Here is a 26,702-nt window from a genome sequence, read left to right as displayed (position 1 = left end):
TCTGCCGGGTTTGCGGGCTGTCGCTACGGCCTGGTCGACCCGTCGTGGGTCGTCGGCGTGTCGGGTGCGGGGGTGTGGCCGGGCGGTTAGCTTGATCGGCATGGCTGGGCGGTATGCGGACGACGTGCTGGCGGGGGACTGGCGGCGGCGGAAGGTCACCCCCGAGGTGGACGCGGAACCGGACCTCGTGGTCGAGGACGCCGATTCCGGGTTCTGCGGCGCGGTGGTCGGCTTCGAGGCCGGTGCGGTGGTGCTGGAGGACCGGCACGGACGCCGGCGCAACTTCCCGCTGCTGCCGGCCGCGTTCCTGCTCGACGGCCGGCCGGTGACGCTGCGCCGCCCGGCCCGCGCCCCGGTGCCGGCGGCCCGCCGCCGCACCGCCTCCGGGTCGATCGCCGTGGACGGGGTGCGCGCCCAGGTCGCCAAGGCCAGCCGGATCTGGGTGGAGGGCATCCACGACGCCGCCCTGGTCGAGCGGATCTGGGGCGACGACCTGCGGATCGAGGGCGTGGTGGTGGAGCCGCTGGACGGCATCGACGCGCTCGACGCCGAGGTGCGCGTGTTCGCCCCCGGCCCCGGCCGTCGGCTCGGCGTGCTGGTCGACCACCTGGTGCCCGGCTCCAAGGAGAGCCGGATCGTGGCGCAGGTGACCTCCCCGCACGTGCTGGTCACCGGGCACCCGTACGTCGACGTGTGGCAGGCGGTCAAGCCGAAGGCGCTGGGCATTCCGGCGTGGCCGGTGGTGCCGCCGGGGCGGCCGTGGAAGGAGGGCGTCTGCGCGGCGCTCGGGGTGGCCGAGCCGGCCGACATGTGGCGGCACATCCTGTCCCGGGTCGACAGCTTCGCCGACGTGGAGACGCCGCTGATCAACGCGATGGAGCGCCTGATCGACTTCGTCACCGAGCCTGCGTAGTCGCCGATCGCTGGTCACTGTCGGGGCCGGAGTGCCTGGCTCGGGCTGGTTGCGGTTGGGGCCGGGGCCGCCGTGGCCGAGCACGATCTTGCCGGGCCGGTCGGCGCGGGCGGGGGCGTCGCGGTGGTCAGGGTTCCTGGTCGGGGGTGCGGGTGAAGACGAAGGTGGCGATGTCGAGCGCCACCGGCCGGCCCGTCCCGTCGCGCAGCACCGACAGGATCTCGCCGTTCTCCGGGCCGGAACGGCCGCGCCAGCGGTCCGCGCCCTCCCGGGCGAACCGGCTCACCCGCTCGCCGCGTACGTGCGCCACCAGGTCGCCGGTGGCCGTGTCCCAGGTCAGGTCGAGGGTGACCCCCATCCACCACCAGCGTCCGGTCACCTCGGCGAGCTCGGCGGGCGGGGCGGCTGCGGTCGGTCGCCAGGGCCGCGAGAGCGCCGGCTCGGCGTCCAGCACGGTGGTCAGCACGCGCTGTCCGAGCGCACCGATCCCGCCGGTGCGGAAGCCGTACGAGTTGGCGAAGCCGACCACGGCGGTGCGCGACGGGCGGTGCACGGCCAGGGCTGCCACGTAGCCGGGCATCGACCCGCCGTGCCCGACGTACACCCGCTCGCCCTCCCGGTAGAGCTCCAGGCCCAGGCCGTGCCCGCCGGTCCACGAGTCGAGGTCGCTGATCACCACCGGCGCGCACATCTCGGTCAATGTCTCCGCCGCCAGCACCACGGGGTCGGGGTCGGCCAGGAAGGCGGCCCACCGGGCCAGGTCCTCGACCGTCGACCAGAGCTGCCCGGCCGGGGCCATCGCCCCGGTGTCGGTACGCGGCTCCTCCCGCAGCGTGTCGTGCCACGGGTGCACCACGTAGCCCCGGGCGAACGGCTCGGTCGCCGCGTACGTGGTGCGGCGCATGCCCAGCGGCTCGAGGATCCGCTGCCGCAGCAGGTCGGCCCATTGGGTGCCGGTGATCCCCTCCAGCACCCCGCCGAGCAGCCCGTACGCCAGATTGGAGTAGTGGTACCACCGGTGCGGCGGGTAGGCGATCTTGTCCGTGCTGACGCCGCGCAGCAGGGTGGCGAGGTCGACGCCCTCGGCGCGCTCCCACCACGGCCCGTCGGGCTCGCGCTGGAGGCCGCTGGCGTGCCCGAGCAGCTGGCGCAGGGTGAGCGAGCCGGCCGCGGTGCCGGGCAGGTGCTCGGCCAGCGGGTCGTCCAGCCGCAGCCGGCCGGCGTCGCGCTCCTGCAGGACCAGCGTCGCGGTCATCGTCTTGCTGATCGAACCGATCCGGTACTGCAGGTCGGCGTCCGGGCGGGGGTGCTCACCCGCGGCGGCGAGGTGGGCCAGCGCGCCGTCCCGCACCACCCCGATCACCAGCGACGGCGTACGGCCGGCGGACTGCGCCGTGGTGACGAGCTCGTCGACCTTCCGGGCGGTCTCGGGCAGCAGCGACACGGTCGTCTCCTCGTCTCGTCGGTGGTGCCGGCAGCTTACTGATCTTCGCGGTGGGCCGCGCGTGCGTTGACGTGTCACGATCTAAGGGTGGACGCCGTGTTGTGGATCGTGCTGGGTGTGGTGCTGGCGGTCGCCGAGATCTTCACGACGACCCTTTTTCTGCTCATGTTCGCGGTCGGTGCCTTCGCCGCGGCGGGTGCCGCGGCGCTCGGGGCTCCGGTCGGGGTGCAGGCGATCGTCTTCGCCGGGGTGTCGGCACTGACCGTGCTGGCCGTCCGGCCGACCCTGCGCCGGCACCAGCGCTCCGCGCTGAGCAGCGGCGAGCAGCCGTTCGGGGTGGAGGCGATCGAGGGCAGCACCGCGCTGGTGCTGGAGCGGGTCGACGCCGACCGCGGCCTCGTCAAGATCGACGGCGAGCTGTGGAGCGCCCGGTCGTACGACGCCGGCCAGGTCTTCGACCCGGGTGAACGGGTGCAGGTGATCCAGATCCGGGGCGTGACCGCCCTGGTCTGGCGGGACGACATTTCTTCTTCCGGCGAGCTACCCGACGCGAAAAGGTGAGTACATGGAATTCGTGTTCCCGGTCCTGCTGATAGCCGTGGCGCTGATCGCGGTGGTCACCCTGGCCAAGGCGGTGCGGATCGTGCCGCAGCAGCGCCAGGACGTGGTAGAGCGACTGGGCAAGTACAAGCGCACGCTCAACCCGGGGCTCAACCTCCTGGTGCCGTTCATCGACGCGGTACGCACCAAGGTCGACATGCGTGAGCAGGTGGTCAGCTTCCCGCCGCAGCCGGTGATCACCTCCGACAATCTGGTCGTCTCGATCGACACGGTCCTCTACTTCAAGGTGGTCGACGCGGTCCGCGCGACCTACGAGATCTCCAACTTTCTCCAGGCGATCGAGCAGTTGACCGTCACCACGCTGCGCAACGTGATCGGTTCGCTGGATCTGGAGCGCGCGCTGACCAGCCGCGAGGAGATCAACCGGCACCTCTCTGGGGTGTTGGACGAGACCACCGGACGTTGGGGCATCAAGGTGACCCGGGTCGAGATCAAGGCGATCGAGCCGCCGGCCAGCATCCGCGACTCCATGGAGAAGCAGATGCGTGCCGAGCGGGACCGCCGGGCGGCGATCCTCACGGCCGAGGGCCACAAGCAGTCGCAGATCCTCACCGCCGAGGGTGAGAAGCAGTCCGCGGTGCTGCGCGCCGACGGTGACCGGCAGGCCCGGATCCTCCAGGCCGAGGGCCAGGCGAAGGCGATCCGGACCGTCTTCGACGCGATCCACCAGGCGAACCCGAGCCAGAAGGTGCTCGCCTACCAGTACCTCCAGGCCCTGCCGCAGATCGCCCAGGGCAGCGCCAACAAGGTCTGGATCGTGCCGGCCGAGCTGACCAAGGCCCTCGAAGGGATGGGCGGCGCGCTCGGCGGGCTGAGCCGAATGGTCGGCGACGAGCCGGCGCCGGAGGCCGCCGACGGGGCGAGCGAGGTCGAGCGCGAGGCCGCGGAGGCCGCGCAGGCCGCGGCCGCCGCCGCCCAGCAGATCCACGACGAGGTACGCGTCGCCGAGGCGCAGGCCTCCGGCGGCAAGCCGCAGGGGCTGCCGGCGCCCGAGCCGGTTTCCCCGGCGAGCCTGCTGAACGACCCGGCCGACCAGCGCGAACGCGGCTGAACCGGGGCACCCCGCCGCCGGTCGCCGGGAGGTTCCCGATCGGGAGCCTGCCTGGCGACCCGGCGGGGTGCGGCAACATGATCTCCGGCGGTCGGGCGGTCGGGCGGTCGGGCGGTCGGGCGGTCGGGCGGTCGGGCGGTCGGGCGGTCCGGCGGTCGGGCGGTCCGGCGGCGTCGCATGAGCGCGACCGGTAAGGCCGCTTCTGCCCAGGCTGGATGGCCGGAGTGACCCGGCCCTGGTGAGTCCGGTCCGCCGGCCCCCGGTGACGCCGGGCCGAGCGATGGCGGTTCCGCGACCTCGACCACCGGCCAATAACGCGAATCCTCCTCACGCATGCCCCGATCGCTGCCACGATCGGTGCGAGGACGGGCGGCGGCCAGGCAACGGGACGCCCGGGGCGTCCCGCGCCACTCGTCGGATGAGCGAGGTGACGCATGAAGGATCCGGCGAAGCGGGTGTGGTCCTCGGCCCCGATCCCCGGCGCGCACGACCCCGCCGGGCCGCTCGGGACCCGGCGTACCGGCGGGGGATTCGGGGTGCTGCCCTTCGTCGGTGAACCGACCCCGGCCGGCCCCGCCACCAACGCCAGTTGGGCCTGGTCGGTGCGCCGCTTCGCCCGGGCGGCGGTCTGGCTCCTGCCCGCGTACGCCGTGCTCTACGGCCTGGTGTCGATGGTCAGTGACGGCGGGGTGGGCAACGACCCGTACCCGGCCGACGGCCAGCTGTTGTACCTGGTCGGCTGGGTGGCCGCGGTCTGGCTGGGGCTGCTCGCCCTGCTCGCGTTGACCGGGCTGCTGGCCGCGACCCGCAGCCGCCGGGTAGCCGCCACCGGGCTGCTGGTCAGCATCGCCGGCACCGTGCTCATGCTGCCCTTCGCCGGGCTCGCGGAGCAGACCCCGGTCTTCGGCACCACCGCCCGGACCCTGGTGCTGGTCGGGGCGACCTGCTACAGCCTGGGCTGGATCCTCACCGGCTGGTCGGTGGCCCGGTCCGGCATGTTCAGCATGGGCGACGGGGTGATGCTGATGATCGCCGCGCCGCTGCTCGGCCTCGGTGGCGCCCTGCTCGGCTCGTTGCAGACCTTCGGGGCGATCTTCGTGCTGATCGCCGGCATCGGCATCGGCTACCGCTCCGGCCGCCTGGTCCCGCGCGACATCGCCCGCGACGCCGCCAGCGCCAGCCTCGCCACCGCCGCCGCCCCGACGACCCCGAACGGCCCCGGCGGCGGCCCCCTCTCCCCAGCCTGACCCACCCCACCCTCCCGACCTCGCTCGGCCCCGTTGATCATGAGGTTGGCGGCAGTGGTGGAGATCGACTTCGCCGTCAACCTCATGATCAACGTGATGGGTGAGGGCGGGGCTGGGTGGGAGGGGGCTGGTAGGGGGCGGTGAGGTTGCTGACAATGCGGGAGCGGGGGTGGTCGGTTGGTGGCATTCGCGGTAATTCTGGGGACCATGGCCCCGTCTCGCTCGCCGCTGTCGCGGCTGTTCACCGTGCTGCTCGCCGGCGTGCTCGCCGGGCTCGTGCTGGCGGTCGCCGCGCTGCCGGGCAACCTGCTGTTCGGGTTCGCCGCCAAGGCGGCGCTCGGGTCGTACGCCGCGTTGCCGGAATCGCTGCGCACCCCGGTCACCCCGCAGCGCTCCTACCTCTACGCCAACGACGGCAAGACGCTGATCACCACGTTCTACGACGTGAACCGGAGCGACGTCCCGCTGTCGGAGATCGCCCCGGTGATGCGGCAGGCGATCGTGGCGGCCGAGGACCGGCGGTTCTACTCGCACGGCGGCGCGGACCTGCGCGGCCTGTTCCGCGCGCTGGTGGCGAACGTCAAGGGCGGCGGCACCGAGCAGGGCGGCTCGACGCTGACCATGCAGTACGTCCGTAACGTGCTCAAGACCGACCCGACCCGCACCGCCGAGGAGCGCGCCGCGGCCACCGAGCAGACCGTCGGGCGCAAGCTCCAGGAGATCCGGTACGCGGGCGCGCTCGAGCAGCGCCTCGGCAAGGACGAGATCCTCAACCGCTACCTGAACATCGCGTACTTCGGTTCCGGGGCGTACGGCGTCGCGGCGGCCAGCCAGCGCTACTTCGCCAAGTCCCCCGCTGACCTCACCCTCGCCGAGGCGGCCCTGCTCGCCGGCCTGGTCCAGTCGCCCGAGGCGTACAGCCCGATCGACGGGGACGCCGAGGCCGCGTTGGAGCGCCGTGCCTACGTGCTGGACTCGATGGTCGAGACCGGGGCGATCACCGTCGAGCAGGCGGCGCAGGCCAAGGCCGAGAAGCTGACCCTGCGCCCCACCGCGCAGCCGAACGGCTGCACCGCGGTCGCCCAGGGGCACGACGACTGGGGCTTCTTCTGCGACTACCTGCGGCAGTGGTGGCTGGCCCAGCCGGAGTTCGGCGCCACCGCGCAGGAGCGCGAGCAGGCGCTGCGCCGTGGCGGCTACACCGTGGTGACCTCGCTGGACCCGCAGGTCCAGGCCACCGCGCAGCAGGAGGCCACCCGGATCTACGGGTACGACAACAAGCGGGCGGTGCCGATCGCCGCGGTCGAGCCGGGCAGCGGCCGGGTGCTGGCGATGGCGGTCAACCGGCACTACAGCCTGGAGCCGAACCCGGACGGGCAGGCCAACCGCCCGAACACCGTCAACCCGCTGATCTCCGGCGGCGACAGCGTCGACGGCTACCAGGCCGGCTCGACGTTCAAGCTCTTCACCATGCTCGCCGCGCTGGAGGCCGGCAAGCCGCTCGCCACCGGCTTCGACGCCCCCAGCCGGCTGCCCACCCGGTACGCCGCAGAGGGCGAGGGCAGCTGCGAAGGCCGGTGGTGCCCGGCCAACGCCAACCCGGAGTGGATGGACGGCTACCGGATGATGTGGGACGGCTTCGGCCGTTCGGTGAACACCTACTTCGTGTGGCTGGCCGAGCAGGTCGGGCCGGAGAAGGTGGTGCAGATGGCGCAGCGGCTGGGCATCACCTTCCGGGCCGACGCCGACGCCGAGTTCGCCCGGGAGCACGCCGACGACTGGGGTGCGTTCACCCTGGGCGTGGCCGCCACCACCCCGCTCGACCTGGCCAACGCGTACGCCACCGTCGCGGCGGAGGGCACCTGGTGCGCCCCGCTGCCGGTGGTCTCGGTGACCGCCCCGGACGGCCAGCGGATGCCGGTCGGCGACCCCTCCTGCAAGCGGGTGCTCGACGCCGACGTGGCCCGGGCCGCCACCGACGCCGCGCGCTGCCCGGTCGGCCAGCAGTCGCCGTACGGGCAGTGCAACGGCGGTACGGCCACCTCGGTGAACCGGATCCTCGACGGCCGCCCGGTGGCCGGCAAGACCGGTAGCTCGGAGCGGAACGCCACCGAGACGTTCGTCGGCTTCACCCCGCAGGTCGCGGTCGCCGGCATCGCCGCCAACCCCGACGACCCGACCGACTCGGTGGGCTCGGCGGTCCAGGCGCGGGTGATCGACGCGGTCGCCCGGGTGATCGCCACCGCCGTCGACGGCCAGCCGGAGCAGGCGTTCGCCGCTCCCAGCCGGGAACTGGTCGGCAATCCGCGGCGCCCGGTCGAGCGACCCCCGGTCGTCCGGCCGCCGTCCGACGAGCGGCGCTCCGCCGACGACGACCCGCTGGCCGACCTGCGCCGCTGGCTCAACCGCCGCGGCTGACCAGTGGGGCGGAGCCGACGGCTCCGCCCCACCGCATCGGGAATCAGCGGGTCACTCCCAGAACCACTGCGTGGTGGAGACCAGATGTCCGGGGACCACCTCTCCGTTGGTGGAGAACTCGGTGTACGCCCAGTATTCGAGGTTCTCCGCCAGCGGAGCGTTCGGCCGGAGCTTGTACGACGGGGTCGTGCCCCGCTCCACCCTGGCCGGCAGTTCCAACGTGGCGGGGGCGTACCGGCCATCGCGGTTGAGGATCACGTGGCCGAGCCGGTAGTCGACGACCGGGCCGCCGGAGGCTTGCGCGAAGACGTACGCCGTGTAGGTGCCGGCCTCCGGCATGAAGAACCAGGCCCGCTCAAGGCTGTGCCAGGCGGCGCTCCTGTACACCAGCTTGTCACCCTTGTACAGCCAGAGGTCGAGGTTGGTGTTCGGGTCGTCGGTGGCGGTCTGCACCACGATCCCGGCGCTGCCCGCCGGCACGGTGAAGGTGTGCGCCCGCACCCCGAGGGCCTCCGGGTCGAAGACGCCGCCGTTGACTCCCGCCGGCATCGAGTACGAGTCCCATTGGATGGGGGTGTAGCCGGTCGACCGGCCGGAGATCTTGCCGGTGAAGCCGGGCTCCATCAACCCGTAGGCGCCGTTGACGAGCCGGCCGAACTCCTCCAGGTTGTCGTCGAACAGCCGGGGGGAGATGCCCCACGGGCGCGCGGCAACCGGAATCCGTACCTGGTGGGCATTGCTGCGCCAGGTGATCGCGCCGGTGACGTAGCGGTCCCACGGCGCGCTGCCGCGCCGCAGCGTGATGGTGACCGTGGCGGTCTTGCCCGGTGGCACCGTCACCACCTTCGGCGACACGCTGACCTCCATGCCCGGTAGCCCGGTGACCGAGGCCTGGTACGTCTCCTGCTTGCTGCCGACGTTGGTCAGCTTACGGGTCAGCGTCACCGACCTGGTCCCGTCGTACTCGCGCAGCGAGATCGACGGCAGGTTCAGGTCCCGGCCGTCCGGCTGCGCCGCCGCCCCGAACGCGATCAGGTCCGCGGCGGCCGGCTCGATGACCAGCCCCGGGTCGTCGGCCCCGTCCAGGGCGAGCATGCCGCTGCCCTGGGCCAGCGGGTTGTCGGTGCCCACGGTGTCGGCGGCGGTGGTCCGCAGCGCCGAGGCCACCGCCCCGGGCGACCAGTCGGGGTGCTCCGCCCGCAGGATCGCGGCCGCACCGGCCACCTGTGGGGCCGCCATCGAGGTGCCCGAGTACGCGTCGTACTGCCGGCCGAAGTTGCCGGGCGGGGAGACGGCCGCGATGATGTCGCTGCCGGGCGCGACCAGGTCGGGCTTCATGAGCCCGTTGTGCGTCTTGTCCGGTCCGGTGGACGAGTAGTCCGCGACGCTGGGCACGCCGACGACGCTGGAGCCGTCACCGCCGGAGGTGAGCAGCGCGGTGCCGTCGGTCGAATGGCGCATCAGGTAGTTGAAGATCTTGCCGGCCTGCTCCTTGGTGTTCAGGTAGAGCACCGGGAAGTCGTAGATCGAGTTGATCCGGAAGTTGCCCCAGGGGTCGAAGAGGATGAGCGCCGCGGCACCCTTGGCCTTGGCCTCCGCCACCTGGTCGTACGGGTAGTCCACGGCGCAGGCGACCACCTTGTCCTTCACCTTCGCCGGGTCCAGGCCGTAGCAGTACGCCGAGCCGTCCGCCAAACTGCCGGCCTGCTCGCCGAAGACCAGCGGGCGGGGCTGGCCACCGGGAAGGGCGTCCAGCGAGGCTCCGACGATCTTGGTGCCGTTGCCGAGTTGGACTGTTCCCTCGTTCACGTTGGTCACCGCCGCGCCGACCGTGGTCACCCAGGGCTGGGCGTTGCTGATCGCGCCGCTGAAGCCGTCGTTGCCGGCGGACGCCGAGACGAAGACCCCGGCCAGCGTGGCATTGAGGAAGGCGGTGCCGATCGGCGTGTTCGGTTCCCAGTCCCCCAACTGCTTCCCGATCGAGTAGTTGAGCACCTGGACGCCGTCGGCGACCGCCGCGTCGATGCCGGCGATGATGTCGGCGTCGTACCCGGAACCGCCCCAGAGGACCTTGTAGACGGCGATCTGCGCGTCCGGCGCCACGCCGGAGATCGAACCGAAGTCCCGACCCGAGATGGTGACGTGCTCGACCGGCAGTCCGGCCGCGGTCGACGCGGTGTGCGTACCGTGCCCGATCATGTCCCGAGGGGAGAGGAACTCGCCGTCCGGCAGCCCGCCCATGGCCGCGAGGTACGTGTCGGCGAAGTACCGGGCCCCGACGATCTTGCCGTTGCAGTGTTCGACCACGAATGCCCACCCGGTCTGGCAGGTGCCGTGCCAGCCCGCCGGTGCCGGCATGGTCTTCGCGAACGACGGGCTGTCCGGCCAGATGCCGCTGTCCAGGACGCCGATCACGATCCCGGCGCCGGTGTCGCTGCCCGGCTTCGACTGGTGGGCAGGCTGTTGCGCGGCGGCCGTCCCGGCGCCGGTAGCCGCTCTGCCGGTCACCGGTGCGGTGGTGGCCGCGTCGGCGGTCGGCGCGGCGGTGGTCGGCGCGGCGGGCGTCGGGGTCGGCACGGCCTCGCCCGGCGCTGCCCGGTTGATGCTGAACGCCCGGGACTCGACGACCGAACGGACCCGCTTGTCCCGCTTCAACGCGTCGACCTGGTCGGGAGTCAGCGTGGCGGAAAACCCGTCGAAGGCGGTGGTGTAAACCTGGTCGACCTTGATTTTGGCCGCCTCGGCCACCGCGTTGCGCTGGACGCCCAGGTGCCGCCGGTACGCCTTCGCCGCCGCCGAGTGCGGCTCCAGCCGCTTGCCGGCCGCCGGGCGGGTCCCGGCCAGGCCCGGAATCCCGCCGGTGTACGTCGCCACCGGATCGTCGGCCAGCTCGACGACGTACCGGGCGGGACCGGAGGGCGTCTTGCGCTCCGGGTCGGACTTCCCGGTCCGGCGCCCGCCGCCGGTCAGGTCCACCCGGTCACGGTTCTTGGCCGGTCCGAAGTCGAGGCCGCTCTCCGTGACCGCGGTCGGCGCGGTCGATGCTGCCGACGCCGTGCCCGCGGTGGCGACCGTACCGGCGCCTGCCAGGGTGAGCACCAGCAGCGGTACCGCGAGTCCCCTTCGGTGCCCGGTTCTTCTCCTGCTCGTTGCCACTGGGCTCCTTCCAGAACGACGGCTTGGAAGCGCTCCCAAGCGTGGACGCACCCCTCGATCCCGAGGAGATGCCGACGCCACCCAACCGGTCCGGTTCACCACCATCGGCGGGCTGCGATTTGTCGTCGGCAACCTGGATGACGTTCACGCAGACGCTAAGTTCGACCAGCCTGGTCGACCAGGCAAGATCACCGGCAATTTGCCGTATCGGGGCCTGGGCGGGAGTCGAGCAGCTGCCGGGCCCGAGCGGCTCGCGCCTGGTCGCCCTCGGCCTCGAAACCCCGTACCGCGTCCAGCAGGACCCGCTTCCCACGGGAGTCGCCGGCCCGCAGCAGCACCTCGGCGAGGCCCAGCGCGGCTTCACCGGAGCCGTACGGGTCGCCCCCAGCCGCGAAGTCGGCGGCGGCCGCCTCCATCGAGGCGATCGCCTCGGACCACTGCCCGAGGTCGGCGTGGGCACGCCCGAGCCGGTGGTGGATCCAACCCTGCAGGTGGCGACTGACGAGGTGATGGCTGGCCGGCTGGTCCGCCAAGGCGGTCTGCCAGTCGTCGAGCGCGTGTCGTAGGTGGGTGACCGCGGCAGCCGCCTCGCCGCGCTGCCGACGGATGTCGGCCAGGGTGTACGACGTGATGATCCGCCCGGTCAGGTCCCCCGCGTCGGTCAGTTCCCGCAGCGCCCGAGCGCAGGTCTCGGCGGCGCCCGCCAGGTCGCCGACCCGGTAGCGCTCGCCGGTGAGGTAGAAGCACGCCCAGCCGAGGTTGCGCCGGTCACCGGCCTTGGCGGCCAGTCGGAAGGCCTGGCGGTGCTGCGCGACCGCGTCCGCCGGTCGGCCGAGCACCATGGCCTGGGCCCAGCCCAGGGCGTTACGCTGCGCGGCCTCCGCGACCGGGTCGCCGCTGGCCTGCGCCGCCGCGACGGCGAGGCCGAACAACTCCGCCCAGTCGATCACGTGGTGGTAGCGGTCCGAGTACCAGTGGAGCGCTTCGGCGGCCGCGATCACGTCCCGGTGCCGCCCGCCGGCCGCCGCCTGCCGAACGGCCCACCACCAGCCGTGCCGCTCGGCGGTCAGCCAGGCCATGGCGGCGTGGCCGCTGCCGAACTCGGCGCCGGCGGCCGGATGCGGCCGGGGGTCGGGGTCGAGCCATCGGCCGGCGACCTCGACCGTCGCGAGCAGCCACGCCCGCACCCGGGCGGTGGCCTGGTCGCGCTCCGCCCGCGGCTCCTCGGCGGCGAGGCGTTCCGCGACGAAGACGCGAAGCAGGTCGTGCAGCAGGTAACGGCCGGGTGCCGCCGCCGGTGACAGGAGACTGGCGTCGGCGAGCGTCTCGAGCGCCGCCTCGGCTTCGCCGACGTCGACCGCCAACAACTGAGCCACCGTCGCGGCGGAGTAGTCCGGCCAGGGCAGCAGCGCGAGCCGGCGCAGGGTCCGCCGCGCGATCTCCGGCAGTTGGTCGTACGACAGGCTGAACCCGGCCCGGACCCGGGTGTCTCCGGGATGCAGCAGGTCGAGGCGGCGTGTTTCGTCCCGGATCCGCTCGACCAGCCAGCCGACGCTCCAGGACGGCCGGGAGGCAAGCCGGTTTCCGGCCACCCGCAGGGCGAGGGGCAGCCCGGTACAGAGCCGAACGAGTTCGGTCGTGGCTTCCGGCTCGGCCGCCACCCGATCGGCGCCGACGATCTCCTCAATCAGCCTCGTCGCGGTGGCCTCGTCGAGGTCGGCGAGGCGCAGCCGGCAAGTGCTGTCCAGTCCGCCGAGGGTGAACCGGCTGGATACCAACGTCAACCAGCCTGGACCCGTCGGGAGCAGCGGTCGCACCTGGTCCTCGGTGGCGGCGTTGTCGAGGACCAGCAGCCCGGGGCGGGCGGCGGTCAGCATCCGGTAGCGGGCAAGCCGTTCGCCCGGGCTGGGTGGCAAGGGCCCGCTCCGGCCCCCGCCCAGGGTGGTGAGCAGCTGTTCCATAGCCTGGTCGGCCGAGAGCGGCGTCAGGTCCATGCCGTGCAGGTTGACGTGGCACGCGACGCCCGGCATCTCCGCCGCGAGGAGGTGTGCGGCCCGCACCACCAGGCTGGTCTTACCGACCCCCGGCGGGCCGCTGATCACGACGGTGGAATTGCCCGGCAGGTCGGCGAGGTGCCGTGCCTGCGCGATGAGCTGGTCCAGTTCGGCCTGCCGGCCGACGAAGTCGGGCACCACCGGCGGCAGACTGCTCTGCTGCCACGCCGGCGCCAGCCCGATCGCGTGCACCGTCTGGAGCAGCCGGGCGCGCGGTTGACCGGCCAGGCCGAGAGCGTTGGCGAGTTCCTCCATCGTCCGGCGGCGCGGCCGGGCGATCCGCGCGCCCTCCAGGTTGCGTACGGTCCGCACCGCGACCCCGGCCGCCTCGGCGAGCGTTTCTTGGGTGAGCCCCGCCGCCGTCCGGTGCTCGCGCAGCAGGATTGCCAGTTGTCGCACGTCGCCGGTGTGCCATTCGGCCGGGACGGCATGGTCAGCGATCGGGTGAGGCAAGCGCAGATCCACCTCCCGGGCGACGGTGACGGCCGCGAGGCCGCGACCTGACGACTGGACGCTATCCGGGCAGTGTGTTGCGGTAGCCGGTCGGGGTCGCGCCGGCTTTTTGAGGTCTTCGGTGAGAACCGACAGTCGCGGTCAGTCGGTCTCGGCCAGGGCGGCCCGCACCGCCTCGTCCAGGGCCGCGGCGACCTCGGCCGGCTCGCCGTCCGCGGCGACGACGGCGAAGGTGTCGAACTCCGGCAGCGCCCGGTAGCCCGCGTCCAGGGCGCGCAGGTGGGCCAGCTCCTCGGTGTCGATGCCGCGGGCCAGCACCCGCTGCTGGGCGCGCTCCGGGGACACCGCGAGGAAGCAGACCAGGCCCGGCCGGGGAAAGATCCCGTACGCGGCCCGGGCCAGCCGCCCGACCCGGTCGCCGCGGGACCCCATGGCGACCCACTGGCACCACGACCAGCGGTCCATCACCGCCACCCGGCCGGTGAGCCGGGTCGCCAGCACCGACCGGGCGATGGCCAGCCACCGTACGGTCGCCTCCAGGGTGCGGTAGCCGGCGCGGCCGAACAGGTGCACCCCGTCGCGGCGACCGAGGGCCAGCGCGAGCCGGTTCCACAGCGGCCGTCCGCCGGCGTTCTCGAAGTAGCTGGCCGGGACGCCGCCGGCGGTGAGCCGGTCGGCCAACGACCTCGCCTGGGTGGTCTTGCCGGCCCCGTCGATGCCGACCAGGGCGATGATCATCGGGCGGCGCATGACCGGCAGGCTAGTGCGGTGTCCACTAACGTTCGCCGGGTTGGGCCGGGTTAGGAAAGTGTCGTAGGGGTGGTGTTGGCTGGGGTTTGTGCCTCGCCGTCGGGATCCTGCCGCGCCGCGGGTTGTGCATCGCACGGCGCGGGTGGGGTTGCGGGTGACGGCGGGGCAGCGGCGGCGGTGTTTCGGCCTGCTGCGCTCGGCTGGTGACGTGTGGGCGTGCGTGCTGGAGGTCAACGCGTGGCGACGCCGCCGCCACGACGCACCGCTGACCGGTTACCAGGAGTTGTGTCGGGAGTTGGCGACGTCCGGGCCCGGCACGTTCGGCGAGCTGAACTCCGTCGGCGCCCGGTCGGTGCTGCGCCGGTTCTCGGATGCGTGGTTCGCGGCGGCGAAACGCCGCGCGGCCGGTGACGTGTCGGCGCGGTTCCCGCGACGCAGGCGCGGGTTGATGCCGGTGCGCTGGTATCACGGCACCTTCGGCATCGATGGACGTCGGGTGCGGATTCCGACCGCCACGGGCAACGCGCCGTTGTGGGTGCGGCTGGCCCGGGACCTGCCGTATGCGGTGGAGCAGGTTCGGTCGATCACCCTGCTGTGCGAGGGTGGGCGGCTGTTTCTCGACGTCACCGCCGAAGTCCCGATCACCGTCTACCCGCCCGGTGAGGAGCCGGATCCGGGTCGGGTGGCCGGGGTCGATCTGGGGATCATCCACCCGTACGCGGTTGCCGGCCCTGACGGTGAGGGGCTGTTGGTGTCGGGGCGGGCGATCCGCGCCGAGCACCGCATGCACCTGGCCGACAGCAAAGCCCGCCGCCGCGCCGTATCCGGCCGGGCCCCGAAGCCGGGTCAGCGGGGGTCACGGCGGTGGCGCAAGTACCGACGTCGGGCCCGGTTGGTGGAGGGCCGGCACCGGCGGCGGGTGCGCCAAGCCCAGCACGAGGCCGCCCGAACCGTCATCACCTGGGCGCAGCAGCAGCGGGTGGGGGTGCTGCGCGTCGGCGACCCCCGTGGCGTGCTCAACCTGCCTGCGGGTCGGCGGCACAACCTGCGACTGCGGCAGTGGCAGATCGGCCGACACCTGCAGATCCTCACCGACAAGGCCACCCAAGCGGGCATCACCGTCCACCTCGTCGACGAACGCGGCACATCCTCGACCTGCCCCGCCTGCCGCAAACGGATATCCAAGCCTCGTGGGCGGACCTTGACCTGCCCGCACTGCGCATTCTCCGGGCACCGTGACCTCGTCGCGGCCGCCAGCATCGCCACCCGCACCCCGGGCGGCGGACCCACCACCCCCACAGCTGTCGTGCTGCCGGAGGTGGTCACGCACCGTCGAGCCGGCCGGCACCTACCCGGCGCCGGCCAGTCCCGACGTGATCCCCGCCGCCCACCCCACGCGGCGCGAGGATCAGTTGGCCCGCGGAGGCCCGCCCCACCACCCGGTGGGGAGTCGCTCACCCTGAACGGTGAGGATCCACAACACCACCGGACACCCGGTGAACGTTAGTGGACACCGCACTAGTCCGGCCGGACAAGCCGTCGGAGAAATTCTTGGACGAGGTCGTCGCGGACTGTCGGATCCGCCGGACCTGCTCCGACCATCTGGCGACGACGCCCGCGAGGGGCGGCCGATGCCAGGAGGAACACCGCGATGCGGAAGATCGTCTACTACGTGCACCAGTCGCTCGACGGGTTCATCGAGGGCCCGAACGGTGAGTTCGACTGGCCGGTGATGGGGCCGGAACTCTCCGCGTACTCCTTCGGGTTGAACGACCGGGTCGAGGCCTTCCTCTACGGCCGGCGGGTGTGGGATGTCATGTCCTCCTACTGGCCGAGCGCGGAGTCGTTCTCGGACGACCCGCACGATCTCGCGTTCGCGCCGATCTGGCGGCGGATGCCGAAGGTCGTGGTCTCCCGGACGCTCACCGGGGCCGACTGGGACGCCCGGGTGATCGGCCGGGGCGACCTCGCCGCGGAGGTGGCCGCGGTCAAGCGCGAGCCCGGCGGCGACCTGCTGCTCAGCGGCGGCGCCAACCTCGCCGGGGCGCTGACCGAGGCGGGGCTGATCGACGAGTACCACCTGGTCACGCACCCGGTGGTGCTCGGCGGCGGCAAGCCGGTCTTCGCCGTCAAGGACCGGTTCGACCTGCGGCTGACCGAGACCCGCGCCTTCGACTCGCGGTCCGTGCTGCTGCGCTACGACCGCGCCAACTGACCATTGCGGGCCGTACCGGCAAAGGCCGGAAGGGCCGGCCCGCCGGTCAGCCCCGGCGGGGGCGGAAGGCGGCGACCGTGGCGGGCAGCCCGCGCCGGAGGATCCCGGCCCAGTCGGTGTCGCCGCGCAGCATCGCCGCCGCGGTCTTGCGCGCCTGCTCGGCGGTGAAGTGCGGCGGCAGCATCAGCTCGGCCGGGTCCACCAGCGCGTTGATCACCACGGGCCGGTCGGCGGAGAGGACCCGATCCCAGACGGCCGCCGCCTGGTCGGGGGAGTCGACCAGTTCGCCGCCGAGCCCGAGCACCTCCGCCCACCGGTGGTAGCCGATGTCGGGCAGCTGCTGGCTGTCCGGGAACATCGGCGTCCCCTCGCTGGAGCGCTGCTCCCAGCTGACGAAGGCGAGGTCCCGGTTGTTCAGCACCAGCACCACGAAGCGCGGGTCGGACCAGCTGCGCCAGTACTTGGCCACGGTGATCAGCTCGTTGATCCCGTTCATCTGCATCGCGCCGTCGCCGATGAGGGCCACCAGCGGGCGGTCCGGGTGGGCGAACTTGGCCGACAGGGCGTACGGCATCGCGCCGCCCATGGAGAGCAGGGTGCCGGAGAGGCTGGCTAGCATGCCGGGACGGACCTGGACGTGCCGGGCGTACCAGGCGGTCGTGGTGCCGCAGTCGACGGCGAGCATCACGTCGTCGGGCAGCCGGTCGCTGAGGGTGCTGAACAGCAACTGCGGGTTGACCGGGTCGGCGGACTGCCCGGCCAGGTCCCGCTGCGACTGCCGCCAGGCCGAGGTGGCGGCGGCGATCGTCTCCCGCCAGCGGGTGGGGGCCGGCCCGGGGCCGAGTTCGCGCAGTAGCGCCCGCAGGGTGGGGCCGGCGTCGCCGGTCAGGTTCACCTCGGTCGGGTAGCGCAACCCCAGCTGGGTGCCGTCCCGGTCGATCTGCACCGCCCGCGCCTTGCCCGGTGGCGGATAGAACTCCGAGTACGGCATGTTGCTGCCCACGATCAACAGCCGGTCGCAGTCGCGCATCAGGTCCCAGCTCGGGCGGGTGCCGAGCAGGCCGATCGCGCCGGTCACCCACGGCTCCCGGTGGTCCACCGCGGCGAACCCGAGCAGCGCGGTGGCCACTCCCGCGCCCAGCCGGTGGGCCACCTCGCGTACCTCGTTCTCGGCGCCGAGCGCGCCCTGCCCGACCAGCATGGCCACCCGCTCGCCGCCGCCCAGCACCTCGGCGGCGCGGCGCACCTCCGCCTCCGGCGGCACGGTCGGCCCGCTGCTCGGCACGCTGCTGGTGTGGTAGTAGCCGTGCGCGTAGGGCGGCTCCGGAACGGCCGCCTCGTCCTGCACGTCCAGCGGGAGGACCAGGGCGGTCACGGTGCGGCGGGCCAGCGCCGTCCGGCAGGCCCGGTCGACCAGGTGCCGGACCTGCGCGGGGTGGTCGAGCTGGGCCAGGAACGCCGCCGCGACGTCCTTGTAGAGGGCGAGCAGGTCGACCTCCTGGTAGTAGCCGCCGCCCTCGGCGGTGAGGGCGGTGTGGCCGACCAGGGCGACCACCGGCTGGTGGTCCAGCTTGGCGTCGTAGAGGCCGTTGAGCACGTGGATCGCGCCGGGCCCGCTGGTCACCAGGACGCACCCCAGCGGCCCGCCGCCGTACTTCACGTGCGCCGACGCGGCGAAGCCGGCGGTCTCCTCGTGCCGGACCTGGACGAACTGCGCCCGCTCGTCGGTGCGTTGCAGGGCGGAGGTCATGCCGTTGATGCCGTCGCCCGGGTAGCCGAAGTAGCGGCGCACGCCCCAGCAGGCCAGTCGCTGCACGATGTGGTCGGCGACGGTGGCCTCCCGGGGCAGCGGCCACGGCTCGGCCGGTACCCGCCCGTCGCCCCGCCACCCGTCACTGCGGTCTGCGCTCACCCGACTGGTCCTTCCGGTCGATCCGCTGGCTGCGCCGGCATTCCCCATCTTTACCGGACAAAACGGCGGCGGTTGGGCGTTCACCGGACGGGTCCGCGGGGCCACCCGCCCGGTCCGGCAGAATCGGCGGGTGCCCGTCCACCAGATCACCGACCCCGACGACGACCGGATCGCCGACTACCGTGCGCTGACCGACGTCGAGCTGCGCACCCGCTGGGAGCCGCCGCACGGCCTGTTCATCGCCGAAGGGGACCTGGACAAGGCGGACTATCAGCGGAGGCGGGACGTGCTGAAGAAGGAGATCGAGGCCGCCGAGGAGAAGCGGGACTCCGCCGTGTCCCGGTCTGAGGCTGCCGGCGCCTACGCTCAGCAGAAGTTCAGCGTCCTGCGCGACGTGTGGCACGAGTACACCCCGGCCGAGCGTCGAGAGGCGCTGCTGACCCTGGTGACCACCATCAAGGTAATGCCTGGGCCGTATGAGCCGGGCAAGAAGGTGGTCCCTGTTCCGAAGTGGGCCAAGGCCGCCGCCTGAGAACGCGGAAAAGCCCCCCGCCAACCTCGCATGAGGCCAACGGGGGTATACGACAGTTGGTGACACGGACCACGGCTGAGCTGGGAAAATGTCAGCCCTCATCCTCGCGGCCCAGCTCCCAGAACGACACCGCAGCAGCCGCCGCCACATTGAGGGAGTCGACACCGCGCCGCATCGGAATGACCACCCGGACGTCGCTGGCCGCCTGCGCCGCCGCCGTCAGGCCGGGGCCTTCGGCTCCCAGCAACAGAGCGGCCTTCGCTCTCTGAGCCGCGGTGAGGCGCTGAATCGGCACGGCGTCGGGAGCCGGCGTCATGGCCAGGATCGTGAAGCCAGCCGAGCGGACCAGCTCCAACCCCGCCGGCCACGGGTCCAGCTTCGCGTACGGCACGGCGAACACCTCGCCCATGCTCACACGCACGCTGCGCCGGTAGAGCGGGTCCGCGCACGTCGGGGACAGCAGCACCGCGTCGATGCCCAGGGCGGCTGCCCCCCGATACACGGCTCCGAGGTTCGTGTGGTTATTCATCCCTTCGAGCACCGCCACCCGGCGAGCGCCGGCCAACACCTCCTCCGCCGAAGGCAACGGCTTGCGGTGGAAGCTGGCCAGAACGCCCCGGTGGACATGGAAGCCGGTGACCGCCTCCAGCACCTCCTGACTGGCCGCGTACGCCGGCCCGTGGTCGAGCAGGCTGCCGAGCTGGTCCACCCGCTTCGCGTCCACCAGGAAGGACCGCGGCCGATACCCGGCCCGCAGCGCCCGGCGCAGCACCAGTTCCCCCTCGGCGATGAACAGCCCGTGCGGCGGCTCCCACCTGGTGCGCAGCTCCACGTCAGTCAGGGCGCGGTAGTCGGCGATCCGCTCGTCCGCCGGGTCAGAGATCAGCTCTACGGTCACCCGCCGAGTCTTGCTCATCCGCTGCGTGAGCTGGGACGGAGGGCATGGGTGCAGTTTGAGGTTGTGCACGAAAACCTGGGCGCCATCTTCCGGGCGGTGGCCGCGCTCGGGGTGGACGCCGTGCTGGTCTCGCCGTCCTGCGCTGACCCGCTCTACCGGCGCAGCTTCCGGGTCAGCATGGGCGAGGTGTTCGCCGTGCCGTACGCCCGGCTGGCGCCCTGGCCGGACGCGTTCGACCAGGTGCGCGCGGCCGGCTTCACCGTGCTGGCGATGACCCCCGCGCCGGACGCGGTGCCGATCCAGCGGCTCGACGCCGCCCAGCGGGCCCGTCCGGCGCTGCTGCTCGGCGCGGAAGGGGCGGGGCTCACCCGGGCCGCGATGGACGCCAGCGACGCCCGGGTGGTGATCCCCATGCGCCGCGGCGTCGACTCGCTCAACGTCGCCGCCGCGACGGCGGTGGCCTGTTGGGAGCTGGGCCGCGACGATCCGCTCTGATCCCCACGGCCGGCCGGCGGGCCGCTAGGGTCGCGGCGTGGATCGCGTCGTGGCCCGTCGCCGGGTGGTGTGGGCCGCCCACGCCGTCATGGCGGGCGGCGCGACGGTCCTGCTCTGGGCGTTCAGCGTTCCCGGCTTCTCGGTGCTGGTCGCGCTGGCCGCTCTCCCCGTGCTCGCCGTGGCGGCGCTGCTCTGGACCGTCGGGGCGCAGTTGTCGCACAGTGCCGGCCGGACGTTGCCGTGGTGGCTGCTGGTGGCCCCGGTCATGGCGGTGGTCACCCTCGCACTCCAGGTCACGCGGGCCCCGCTGCACCTCCGCTGGGAGCTCAGTCGCGGCGCCTTCGAGTCGGTCGTGGCCGATCTGCCGGAGCCCACCGCGGCGACGCGGTTCGACCGGGTGGAGGTGCCGGCCCGGGTGGGCAGCTACCGGATCACCGGCGCCTACCTGGTGCCCGGCGGGGTGGTCCTCTACGAGGAGAACGGGGCGTTCTTCGACGGCGCCGGCTTCGCCTACCTGCCGGGCGGGCCGAGTCCTTCGCTGCACAACGGTTCGTTCGAGTCGCCCAGCTTCAGTCCGCTCGGCGACGGCTGGTACCGCTGGGCGGCGAGCTGGTGAGGAGCTGACCGGACCGCCCGAGGGGGCGGGCGGTCGAGAATCCAGGTCACGGACGGTAGCGTGTCGGCCGTGTTCCCTACCGTCCGTGAGGTCCTCGCCCTGGACCCGGTCCGCCGAGGCGCCCCGCGCCTGGTCGCCGGGGACGCCGGGCTGGACCGTCCGGTGCGGTGGGTGCACGTGGCCGAGGTACCGGACATCGCGACCCTGCTCGGCGGCGGCGAGCTGGTGCTGACCACCGGCATCGGGCTGCCGGCCGACGACGCCGGGCTGCGCGCCTTCATCGGCGACCTCGCCGACGTCGGGGTCTCCGGGCTGGTGGTCGAGCTGGGCCGCCGGTACGCCAGCGAGGTGCCCCGGGTGATGGCCGTCGCCGCCGAGCGCCGCGGCCTGCCCCTGGTCGAGCTGCGCCGGGACACCCCGTTCGTACGGATCACCGAGGCGGTGCACGCGCTGATCGTCGACGCCCAGCTCACCGAGCTGCGCGCCACCGAGGAGATCCACCAGCGCTTCACCGAGCTCTCCGTCGAGGGCGCCGGCGCCGCCGAGGTGATCCGGCAGGCGGCCGAGCTGTCCGGCTGCCCGGTGGTGCTGGAGAACCTCTCCCGCCAGGTGCTCGCGTACGACCCGGCGGGGGAGAGCGCCGAGCTGCTGCTGGACGGCTGGGAGCAGCATTCCCGCCGGATCCGGCCGGCCGGGCGGACCGCGTACGACCGGGACAGCGGCTGGCTGGTCACCACGGTCGGCGCCCGCGGTCACGACTGGGGCCGGCTGCTGCTGCGCTGGCCCGCCGGCGGTGACCTGGCCCGGCCCGGCCGGGCCGGGGCGGGGGCCGACCCGGGGGTGATCCGGGACGGCGGCGCGCCGGCGGCGGACGGTGGCCCGCCCACCCGGTTGACCATCCTGGTCGAGCGGGCCGCGTCCACCCTGGCGCTGGTCCGGCTGATCCGGCGCGACGCCGAGGGTTTGGAGCGGCAGATCCACCGCACCCTGCTCACCGCCCTGCTCGACCACTCCCGGCCGGTGGACGAGGTGGCGCTGCGCGCCCGGGCGCTCGGCGTGGTGCTGGAACGCCGGCACCTGGTCGGGGTGGTGGTCCGGTACCGCACCGACGATGCGGCCGGCGAGCACGCCCCGGCCGGCGACGCGGGTGAGCCGGGCGCCTTCGGCGAGCCCGCGCCGGACGCCGGCCCGGCCCGGCTGCGGGATCTCGCCGAGGCGGTCGGGCAGGCGCTGGGCGAGGCGAAGCTGACCGCGCTGACCAGCGCGGTCGACGACCACGCCGTCGGCGCGCTGCTGGCACTGCCCGACGCCGCCGCCGAGGAACGGGCGCTGGCCGCGTTCGCCACTGCGCTGCGCCGGGCCCGTCCGGACGGCCGGCACCTCGACGGCGTGCCCCGCCAGCTCGACGCCGTCGTGCCCCGGCAGTTCGACGGCGCCGGGCAGCTCGCCGGGTCGGCCCGGTCGACCGTGGGCGGCCGGAACGGGTCCGCCGGACTGATCGTCGCCGCCGGTTCCGGGGTGGGCAGCCTGCGCGAGGCGCGCCGGTCGCTCACCGAGGCCCGCCAGATCGCCGACGCCGCCCGACGCGACCGGCGGGAACTGCCGATCTTCCGGCTGCCGCACGTCGGTCTCGCCGGCCTGCTGCACCTGCTGCGCGACGAGCCGCGGCTGCAGACCTTCGTCGAGCGCGAGCTGGGCGCCCTGCTGGCGTACGACGCGCAGCACCCGCGGGAGCAGCTGCTCGGCACCCTGCGCGCGTATCTGGAGCAGGGCCGGAACAAGTCGGCGGCGGCCGCCGCGGCGCACCTGTCCCGGCCGGCGTTCTACGAGCGGCTGGCCCGGATCGGCCGGATCCTCGACGTGGATCTCGACGCCGTCGACGCCTGCCTCTCCCTCCACGTCGCCCTGCTCGCCCTGGACGCCGTCCGCACCCCCTGACGCATCCCCCGCCGCGCGGCCTCCCGGCGTGGTCCGAACCGGCGTCAGGTGAGGGCGGTGAGGGTCTTGGCGTAGGTCGGGGGGACGTGGTTGGGGCCGCCGGGGGTGAAGACGTCGGAGGTGGCGGCCGCCGACCAGGCGGTGTCGGGTACCGCGTCGACGAGGGCGCGGACGACCGGGGCGTCCCGCCACTGGTCCTGCTCGGCGAGCAGGCTCAACGCCACCACCGACTCTTCCACCTCGCCGACGCACTCGAACGGCTTGTGCCCGTCCACGCCGAGCAGTTCCCGGTAGCCGGGGATCTGGTCGGGATCGGCCAGCAGGTCACCGCCGAAGATGTGGGTGATCCGCTCGCGGGACATGAACGGCGCCATGGCCAGGAAGACGAAGCGGCACTTCGGGCAGTTCCGGCACCACCGCTCGCTCGGGTCGTGCAGCTTGAACGCGGCGTTGCAGCTGGTCACCACGTCGTCGTAGCGGTCGATCTCGGCGAAGAGCCGGGCGATGTGCAGCTCCGACAGGGAGCGCAGCAGCGAGAAGTACGGCTCGGCGAGCCCGGCGTGCTCGGTCAGCGCCGCCCGCATCAGCCCCTCAGCCTCGACCCCCTTGGACCACTGGTGGTTGATCTCGTGACCATTCCACACCAGGTTCGGGTCGGACGCGGAGCGCTCGTTGGACATCACCACCGGGCCCAGCCCGTGCAGCACCGCGGTGGCCACCGCGATCAGCGAGTTGATCGCGGTGACCGGGATGTGGCCGTTCAGCGCGCCGGCGGCGTTCAGCTCGAACAGCCGCGGGTCGATCCGCCGGCGGGCGGCCAGCGGGGCGAGCCCGGAGGCCTCGTTCACCGAGACGATCACGTGGTTCGGGTTGACCGAGAACGGCACCGGGTCCAGGCCGGCCCGGCGCAGCGCCTCCAGCGAGACGATCGAGTCCTTGCCGCCGCCGACCGCGGAGAGCGGCCGCCGGTCGGAGTTGTCCAGCGGCGACGCCGGCTGCACCGAACCCGACGGGATCTCCGGGGTGAGCTGCAGCACGTGCGGCAGCTTGTTGCGGTACGCGTACTCCGCCAGACCCTTGGTGTAGAGGCCGGTGACCAGCGCGGCGGCGGCCGGGCCGAGCGGGGCCGGCGCCACCAGGCGGCCGGGCGCGGCGGCCTTGTAGTAGCTGACCCCGGCCGTCAGGTGCAGCAGCTCCAGCACCCGGCCCAGAGCGGCGACCGTGGCGTCCGAGGGCGGCTCCGCGGGCAGCGGGAAGGTGACCACCTCGGTGAAGCGCAGCTCCGCGTCCGGGCCGGTCAGCGTGTAGTCGAACAGGGCCTCGCCGGTCGAGAGGTCGATCGAGTAGGACGGGAAGGTGAAGGCGTCCATCCGCCGGAGCTGTCCGTTGAGCACACGCCATACTAGGCCGTGGTTCACCCGCCCGCGCCCGGCTGCGCCAGACTCGGCCGCCGAACGACCACCCGCCCGGAGGAGATCACCTGTGCGCCTGTCTGACCTGCGCGGACGTACCGTGGCCGTCTGGGGGACCGGTCGGGAGGGCCGGGCGGCGGTCACCGCGATCGCCGCGCACGGCCCGGCCGGCCTGGTCGCGGTCGACGACAGCGCCAACTTCCTCTCGCTGCCCTGGGACGGCCCGCTGGCCGAGGCGGCCCCGCTGGTCACCGGCGAGGAGGGCTTCGCCCGGCTGGCCGCCGCCGACGTGGTGGTCCGCTCGCCCGGCGTGCCGCAGACCCACCCGTGGCTGGTCGAGCTGCGCCGCCGGGGGGTCACCGTCACCCAGGGCACCGCGCTCTGGATGGCCGACCACGCCGACCGCACCGTCGGGGTCACCGGCAGCAAGGGCAAGAGCACCACGTCCAGCCTGATCAGCCACCTGCTCGCCGCGGTGGACCGGCCGAACGTCTTCGGCGGCAACATCGGGGTGCCCACCCTGGACCTGCCGGAGGCCGAGCTGTACGTGCTGGAACTCTCCAGCTACCAGTGCAGCGACCTCACCGACTCGCCCCGGGTGGCGGTGGTCACCGCCCTCTTCCCGGAGCACCTGGACGCGCACGGCGGCGAGGCCGAGTACTACCGGGACAAGCTGAACCTGATCGCGTACGGCCCGCGGACCGTCGTGGTCAACGGCGCCGACCCGCGGCTCGCCCTCGAACTGGGCGACCGCGCGGCGATCCGCGCCGGCCTGCCGGACACCGCCCACGTGGCCGCCGGGCCGGACGGCGCGCCCTGGTTCCACCTCGCCGACCAGCCGCTCTTCCCGCGCGCGGTGCTGCCGCTGGTGGGCCGGCACAACGAGAGCAACCTCTGCGTCGCGCTGGCCGTGCTGGACGCGCTCGGTGTCGACGTGGTCGCCCGCAAGGACACCCTCGCGGTGGCCGTCGCCGGCTTCCAGGGGCTCGCCCACCGGCTCACCGAGATCGCCGACCCGTCCGGGCTGACCTTCGTCGACGACACCCTCGCCACCAGCCCGTACGCCGCCATGCACGCGATCGACGCGTACGAGGGGCGGCCGTTGACGGTGATCGTCGGCGGCACCGACCGGGGGCTGGACTACGGCCCGCTGCGCGAGCACCTGGCGGAGCGCGAGCTCACCGTGATCGGCATCCCGGACAGCGGCCCGCGGATCGTCGAGGCGCTCGCCGGGCTGCCCAAGGTGCGGACCGAGATGGTCGACGAACTGATCGACGCGGTCCGGCTGGCCCGCGAGCTGACCCCGGCCGGCGGGGTGGTGCTGCTGTCGCCGGCCGCGCCCAGCTACGGCCGGTTCCGCAACTTCGAGCACCGCTCCGAGGTCTTCGCCCAGGCCGTCGCCGACACCGCCGGCTGACACCCGCGCCCGCCGGGCCGCGTCTCCCGCCGATCGGGACGGCAGCGGTCGCCGGCGAACACGGCCGGCGGGCGGGCGGCGGTCAGAACGCCACGAGGGTGGCGTGCAGGGCGCGCATGGACCGGATCGCGGAGCGGATCTCCTGCAGGTAGCGGCCCGGGCTCAGCGTCGGCTCGGGCAGGGTGGCCAGGTCGGGCAGGGCCGGGTCCACCCCGACGGTGTCGATGGCGCAGCCGTACGGCACGGCCAGGGCGCGCAGCGCGTCGCAGTGCTGGAACGGCACGTAGATCGGCGCCGTCACCATCAGCACCGGGTCGCCGGGGGCGAGCCGGACGTGCTCGGCCCAGAAGCGCTGGGTGTCGGCGGTGTGCGCGCGGCGCCGGTCGGGCTCGCTGGACGGGGCGGCCAGCACCCGCACCGGTGGCGTCCCCACCGGCCGGTACGTCCGGGACGACCACGAGTGGTGCGGGTGGCCCGCGTCCACGCCGTCCCGCTCGGCGGGCTCGGGCACGTCGAACGCCAGCCGGACCGCCGCGTCCAGGGCGGCCACCTCGGTGTCGCACCGGGCGACGCCGGCGGTGGCCAGCATGGCGTGCTCGGCGTCGGAGAGCGGCCGGAAACTGCCCAGCACCGCCACCTCGCCGGCGACCCGGGTGCCCGCGCGCAGCAGGTGCGCGGCGTACGCCACCCGGCGCAGGCAGGCGTGTGTCAGCCCGCCCAGCACGACCAGGTGGGCGTAGTCGGGCCGGGCCGGCGGCCGGCACCGGACCAGGCCGAGCGCGGCCGCCGCGGCGAGCACCCGCCCCGCGGTCGCCGGGCCGAAGGCCGGTTCCCGCGCCTCCGGCCGCTCCCGGCCGCCCCGGAAGTCCCAGTGCCGGGCGGAGAAATCGTCCAGCCCGGCCAGTACCGCCGCGAGGTCGCCGCCGGGCCACTCACCGCCGAAGTCGGCCACCAACGCGCGCAGCGGGGCGGCACCGATCCAGGCGAGGATGCCGGCGGTGATGCTGGCGGCGTCGGCGCCGGCCGCCCCACCGGGCAGTGGCGGGCCCGTGGCCGGCGACCGGTCGGTGGCCGTGGCGACCACGGTGGACGGTGAGGTGCGGGGGGCGCCCGGCGACGGCGGGACGGGACGCTCGGGCACGGTCGGATGGTACCGGCGC

Annotated in this window: 18 protein-coding genes and 2 pseudogenes; 12 read left to right on the top strand and 8 right to left on the bottom strand. The window is 73.5% G+C overall.

Annotated elements, in window-relative coordinates; translation table 11 throughout:
• Nucleotides 1-100 precede the first annotated feature (100 nt).
• Nucleotides 101-913, top strand: a complete 813-nt coding sequence (locus tag ACVCAH_RS13025; protein WP_447136349.1) for a DUF3097 domain-containing protein — start codon at nt 101-103, stop codon at nt 911-913.
• A gap of 127 nt (nt 914-1,040) precedes the next feature.
• On the opposite strand, the gene ACVCAH_RS13020 is transcribed toward ACVCAH_RS13025, so the two are convergent.
• A complete protein-coding gene (locus ACVCAH_RS13020; RefSeq protein WP_447136348.1) occupies nt 1,041-2,357 on the bottom strand; it encodes a serine hydrolase domain-containing protein in 1,317 nt (438 codons plus the stop codon).
• A gap of 87 nt (nt 2,358-2,444) precedes the next feature.
• Between ACVCAH_RS13020 and ACVCAH_RS13015 the strand changes: the two genes are divergently transcribed.
• From ACVCAH_RS13015 to ACVCAH_RS13000, 4 genes are all read left to right on the top strand, one after another.
• Entirely contained in the window at nt 2,445-2,918 is a 474-nt protein-coding gene (locus ACVCAH_RS13015; protein ID WP_447136347.1) for an NfeD family protein, read from the top strand.
• Between the two features lie 4 nt (nt 2,919-2,922).
• On the top strand, nt 2,923-4,029 hold the full coding sequence (locus ACVCAH_RS13010; protein WP_447136346.1) for an SPFH domain-containing protein: 1,107 nt from the start codon (nt 2,923-2,925) through the stop codon (nt 4,027-4,029).
• Between the two features lie 434 nt (nt 4,030-4,463).
• Entirely contained in the window at nt 4,464-5,276 is an 813-nt protein-coding gene (locus ACVCAH_RS13005) for a hypothetical protein (protein ID WP_447136345.1), read from the top strand.
• Between the two features lie 207 nt (nt 5,277-5,483).
• A complete protein-coding gene (locus tag ACVCAH_RS13000; RefSeq protein ID WP_447136344.1) occupies nt 5,484-7,694 on the top strand; it encodes a transglycosylase domain-containing protein in 2,211 nt (736 codons plus the stop codon).
• 51 nt (nt 7,695-7,745) lie between these two features.
• Here ACVCAH_RS13000 and ACVCAH_RS12995 read toward each other — a convergent pair whose 3' ends face one another.
• From ACVCAH_RS12995 to ACVCAH_RS12985, 3 genes are all read right to left on the bottom strand, one after another.
• The gene (locus tag ACVCAH_RS12995) at nt 7,746-10,850 is read right to left on the bottom strand and encodes a S8 family serine peptidase (protein WP_447136343.1); all 3,105 of its coding nucleotides are present in this window, start codon (nt 10,848-10,850) and stop codon (nt 7,746-7,748) included.
• 188 nt (nt 10,851-11,038) lie between these two features.
• Nucleotides 11,039-13,303: a helix-turn-helix domain-containing protein gene (locus tag ACVCAH_RS12990; protein ID WP_447136342.1), complete on the bottom strand. Its 2,265-nt coding sequence runs from the start codon at nt 13,301-13,303 to the stop codon at nt 11,039-11,041.
• 195 nt (nt 13,304-13,498) lie between these two features.
• Nucleotides 13,499-14,107, bottom strand: a complete 609-nt coding sequence (locus tag ACVCAH_RS12985) for a dTMP kinase (RefSeq protein WP_447136341.1) — start codon at nt 14,105-14,107, stop codon at nt 13,499-13,501.
• Nucleotides 14,108-14,261: 154 nt separating this feature from the next.
• On the opposite strand from ACVCAH_RS12985, the gene ACVCAH_RS12980 reads away from it, so the two are divergent.
• Nucleotides 14,262-15,614, top strand: coding sequence for an RNA-guided endonuclease InsQ/TnpB family protein (locus ACVCAH_RS12980; protein ID WP_447136340.1), 1,353 nt, complete (start codon nt 14,262-14,264; stop codon nt 15,612-15,614).
• 144 nt (nt 15,615-15,758) lie between these two features.
• Nucleotides 15,759-16,322 (top strand): dihydrofolate reductase family protein, encoded by a 564-nt coding sequence (locus ACVCAH_RS12975; protein WP_447136339.1) that lies wholly within the window; start codon nt 15,759-15,761, stop codon nt 16,320-16,322.
• Between the two features lie 46 nt (nt 16,323-16,368).
• Here ACVCAH_RS12975 and ACVCAH_RS12970 read toward each other — a convergent pair whose 3' ends face one another.
• Nucleotides 16,369-18,234 carry a thiamine pyrophosphate-requiring protein gene (locus ACVCAH_RS12970; protein WP_447136338.1) on the bottom strand — a complete coding sequence of 622 codons (1,866 nt, stop codon included), beginning with the start codon at nt 18,232-18,234 and terminating at the stop codon, nt 16,369-16,371.
• A gap of 130 nt (nt 18,235-18,364) precedes the next feature.
• Here ACVCAH_RS12970 and ACVCAH_RS12965 point away from each other — a divergent pair.
• Nucleotides 18,365-18,490 (top strand): annotated as a pseudogene (locus ACVCAH_RS12965) (TrmH family RNA methyltransferase); the annotation flags it as partial.
• Nucleotides 18,491-18,857: 367 nt separating this feature from the next.
• Here ACVCAH_RS12965 and ACVCAH_RS12960 read toward each other — a convergent pair.
• On the bottom strand, nt 18,858-19,682 hold the full coding sequence (locus ACVCAH_RS12960) for a TrmH family RNA methyltransferase (protein WP_447136337.1): 825 nt from the start codon (nt 19,680-19,682) through the stop codon (nt 18,858-18,860).
• 48 nt (nt 19,683-19,730) lie between these two features.
• Here ACVCAH_RS12960 and ACVCAH_RS12955 point away from each other — a divergent pair.
• The 3 genes and pseudogenes from ACVCAH_RS12955 to ACVCAH_RS12945 form a co-directional block, all read left to right on the top strand.
• A pseudogene (locus tag ACVCAH_RS12955) lies at nt 19,731-20,159 on the top strand (TrmH family RNA methyltransferase); the annotation flags it as partial.
• 37 nt (nt 20,160-20,196) lie between these two features.
• The gene (locus ACVCAH_RS12950) at nt 20,197-20,775 is read left to right on the top strand and encodes a hypothetical protein (RefSeq protein WP_447136336.1); all 579 of its coding nucleotides are present in this window, start codon (nt 20,197-20,199) and stop codon (nt 20,773-20,775) included.
• A 69-nt stretch (nt 20,776-20,844) separates the two neighbouring features.
• Complete coding sequence (locus ACVCAH_RS12945; protein ID WP_447136335.1) at nt 20,845-22,713, top strand: PucR family transcriptional regulator; 1,869 nt, start codon at nt 20,845-20,847, stop codon at nt 22,711-22,713.
• Between the two features lie 44 nt (nt 22,714-22,757).
• Here the strand turns inward: ACVCAH_RS12945 and ACVCAH_RS12940 are convergent, their stop codons facing one another.
• Complete coding sequence (locus tag ACVCAH_RS12940) at nt 22,758-24,107, bottom strand: hypothetical protein (RefSeq protein WP_447136334.1); 1,350 nt, start codon at nt 24,105-24,107, stop codon at nt 22,758-22,760.
• Nucleotides 24,108-24,195: 88 nt separating this feature from the next.
• Here ACVCAH_RS12940 and murD point away from each other — a divergent pair, with 88 nt between their 5' ends.
• Complete coding sequence (gene murD, locus ACVCAH_RS12935; RefSeq protein WP_447136333.1) at nt 24,196-25,542, top strand: UDP-N-acetylmuramoyl-L-alanine--D-glutamate ligase; 1,347 nt, start codon at nt 24,196-24,198, stop codon at nt 25,540-25,542.
• An 82-nt stretch (nt 25,543-25,624) separates the two neighbouring features.
• Here murD and ACVCAH_RS12930 read toward each other — a convergent pair whose 3' ends face one another.
• Nucleotides 25,625-26,683, bottom strand: coding sequence for a hypothetical protein (locus ACVCAH_RS12930; RefSeq protein WP_447136332.1), 1,059 nt, complete (start codon nt 26,681-26,683; stop codon nt 25,625-25,627).
• Nucleotides 26,684-26,702: the final 19 nt, after the last annotated feature.

This window comes from Micromonospora sp. LZ34 (assembly GCF_052981855.1).
This window is presented reverse-complemented; position numbering and strand designations above follow the sequence as displayed.

What these genes read in the sequence shown, in the direction of transcription:
- ACVCAH_RS12960 (WP_447136337.1), bottom strand. Translation starts at nt 19,682, where the DNA reads ATGAGCAAGACTCGGCGGGTGACCGTAGAGCTGATCTCTGACCCGGCG.
- ACVCAH_RS13005 (WP_447136345.1), top strand. Translation starts at nt 4,464, where the DNA reads ATGAAGGATCCGGCGAAGCGGGTGTGGTCCTCGGCCCCGATCCCCGGC.
- ACVCAH_RS12975 (WP_447136339.1), top strand. Translation starts at nt 15,759, where the DNA reads ATGCGGAAGATCGTCTACTACGTGCACCAGTCGCTCGACGGGTTCATC.
- ACVCAH_RS13000 (WP_447136344.1), top strand. Translation starts at nt 5,484, where the DNA reads ATGGCCCCGTCTCGCTCGCCGCTGTCGCGGCTGTTCACCGTGCTGCTC.
- ACVCAH_RS13010 (WP_447136346.1), top strand. Translation starts at nt 2,923, where the DNA reads ATGGAATTCGTGTTCCCGGTCCTGCTGATAGCCGTGGCGCTGATCGCG.
- ACVCAH_RS13025 (WP_447136349.1), top strand. Translation starts at nt 101, where the DNA reads ATGGCTGGGCGGTATGCGGACGACGTGCTGGCGGGGGACTGGCGGCGG.
- ACVCAH_RS12985 (WP_447136341.1), bottom strand. Translation starts at nt 14,107, where the DNA reads ATGCGCCGCCCGATGATCATCGCCCTGGTCGGCATCGACGGGGCCGGC.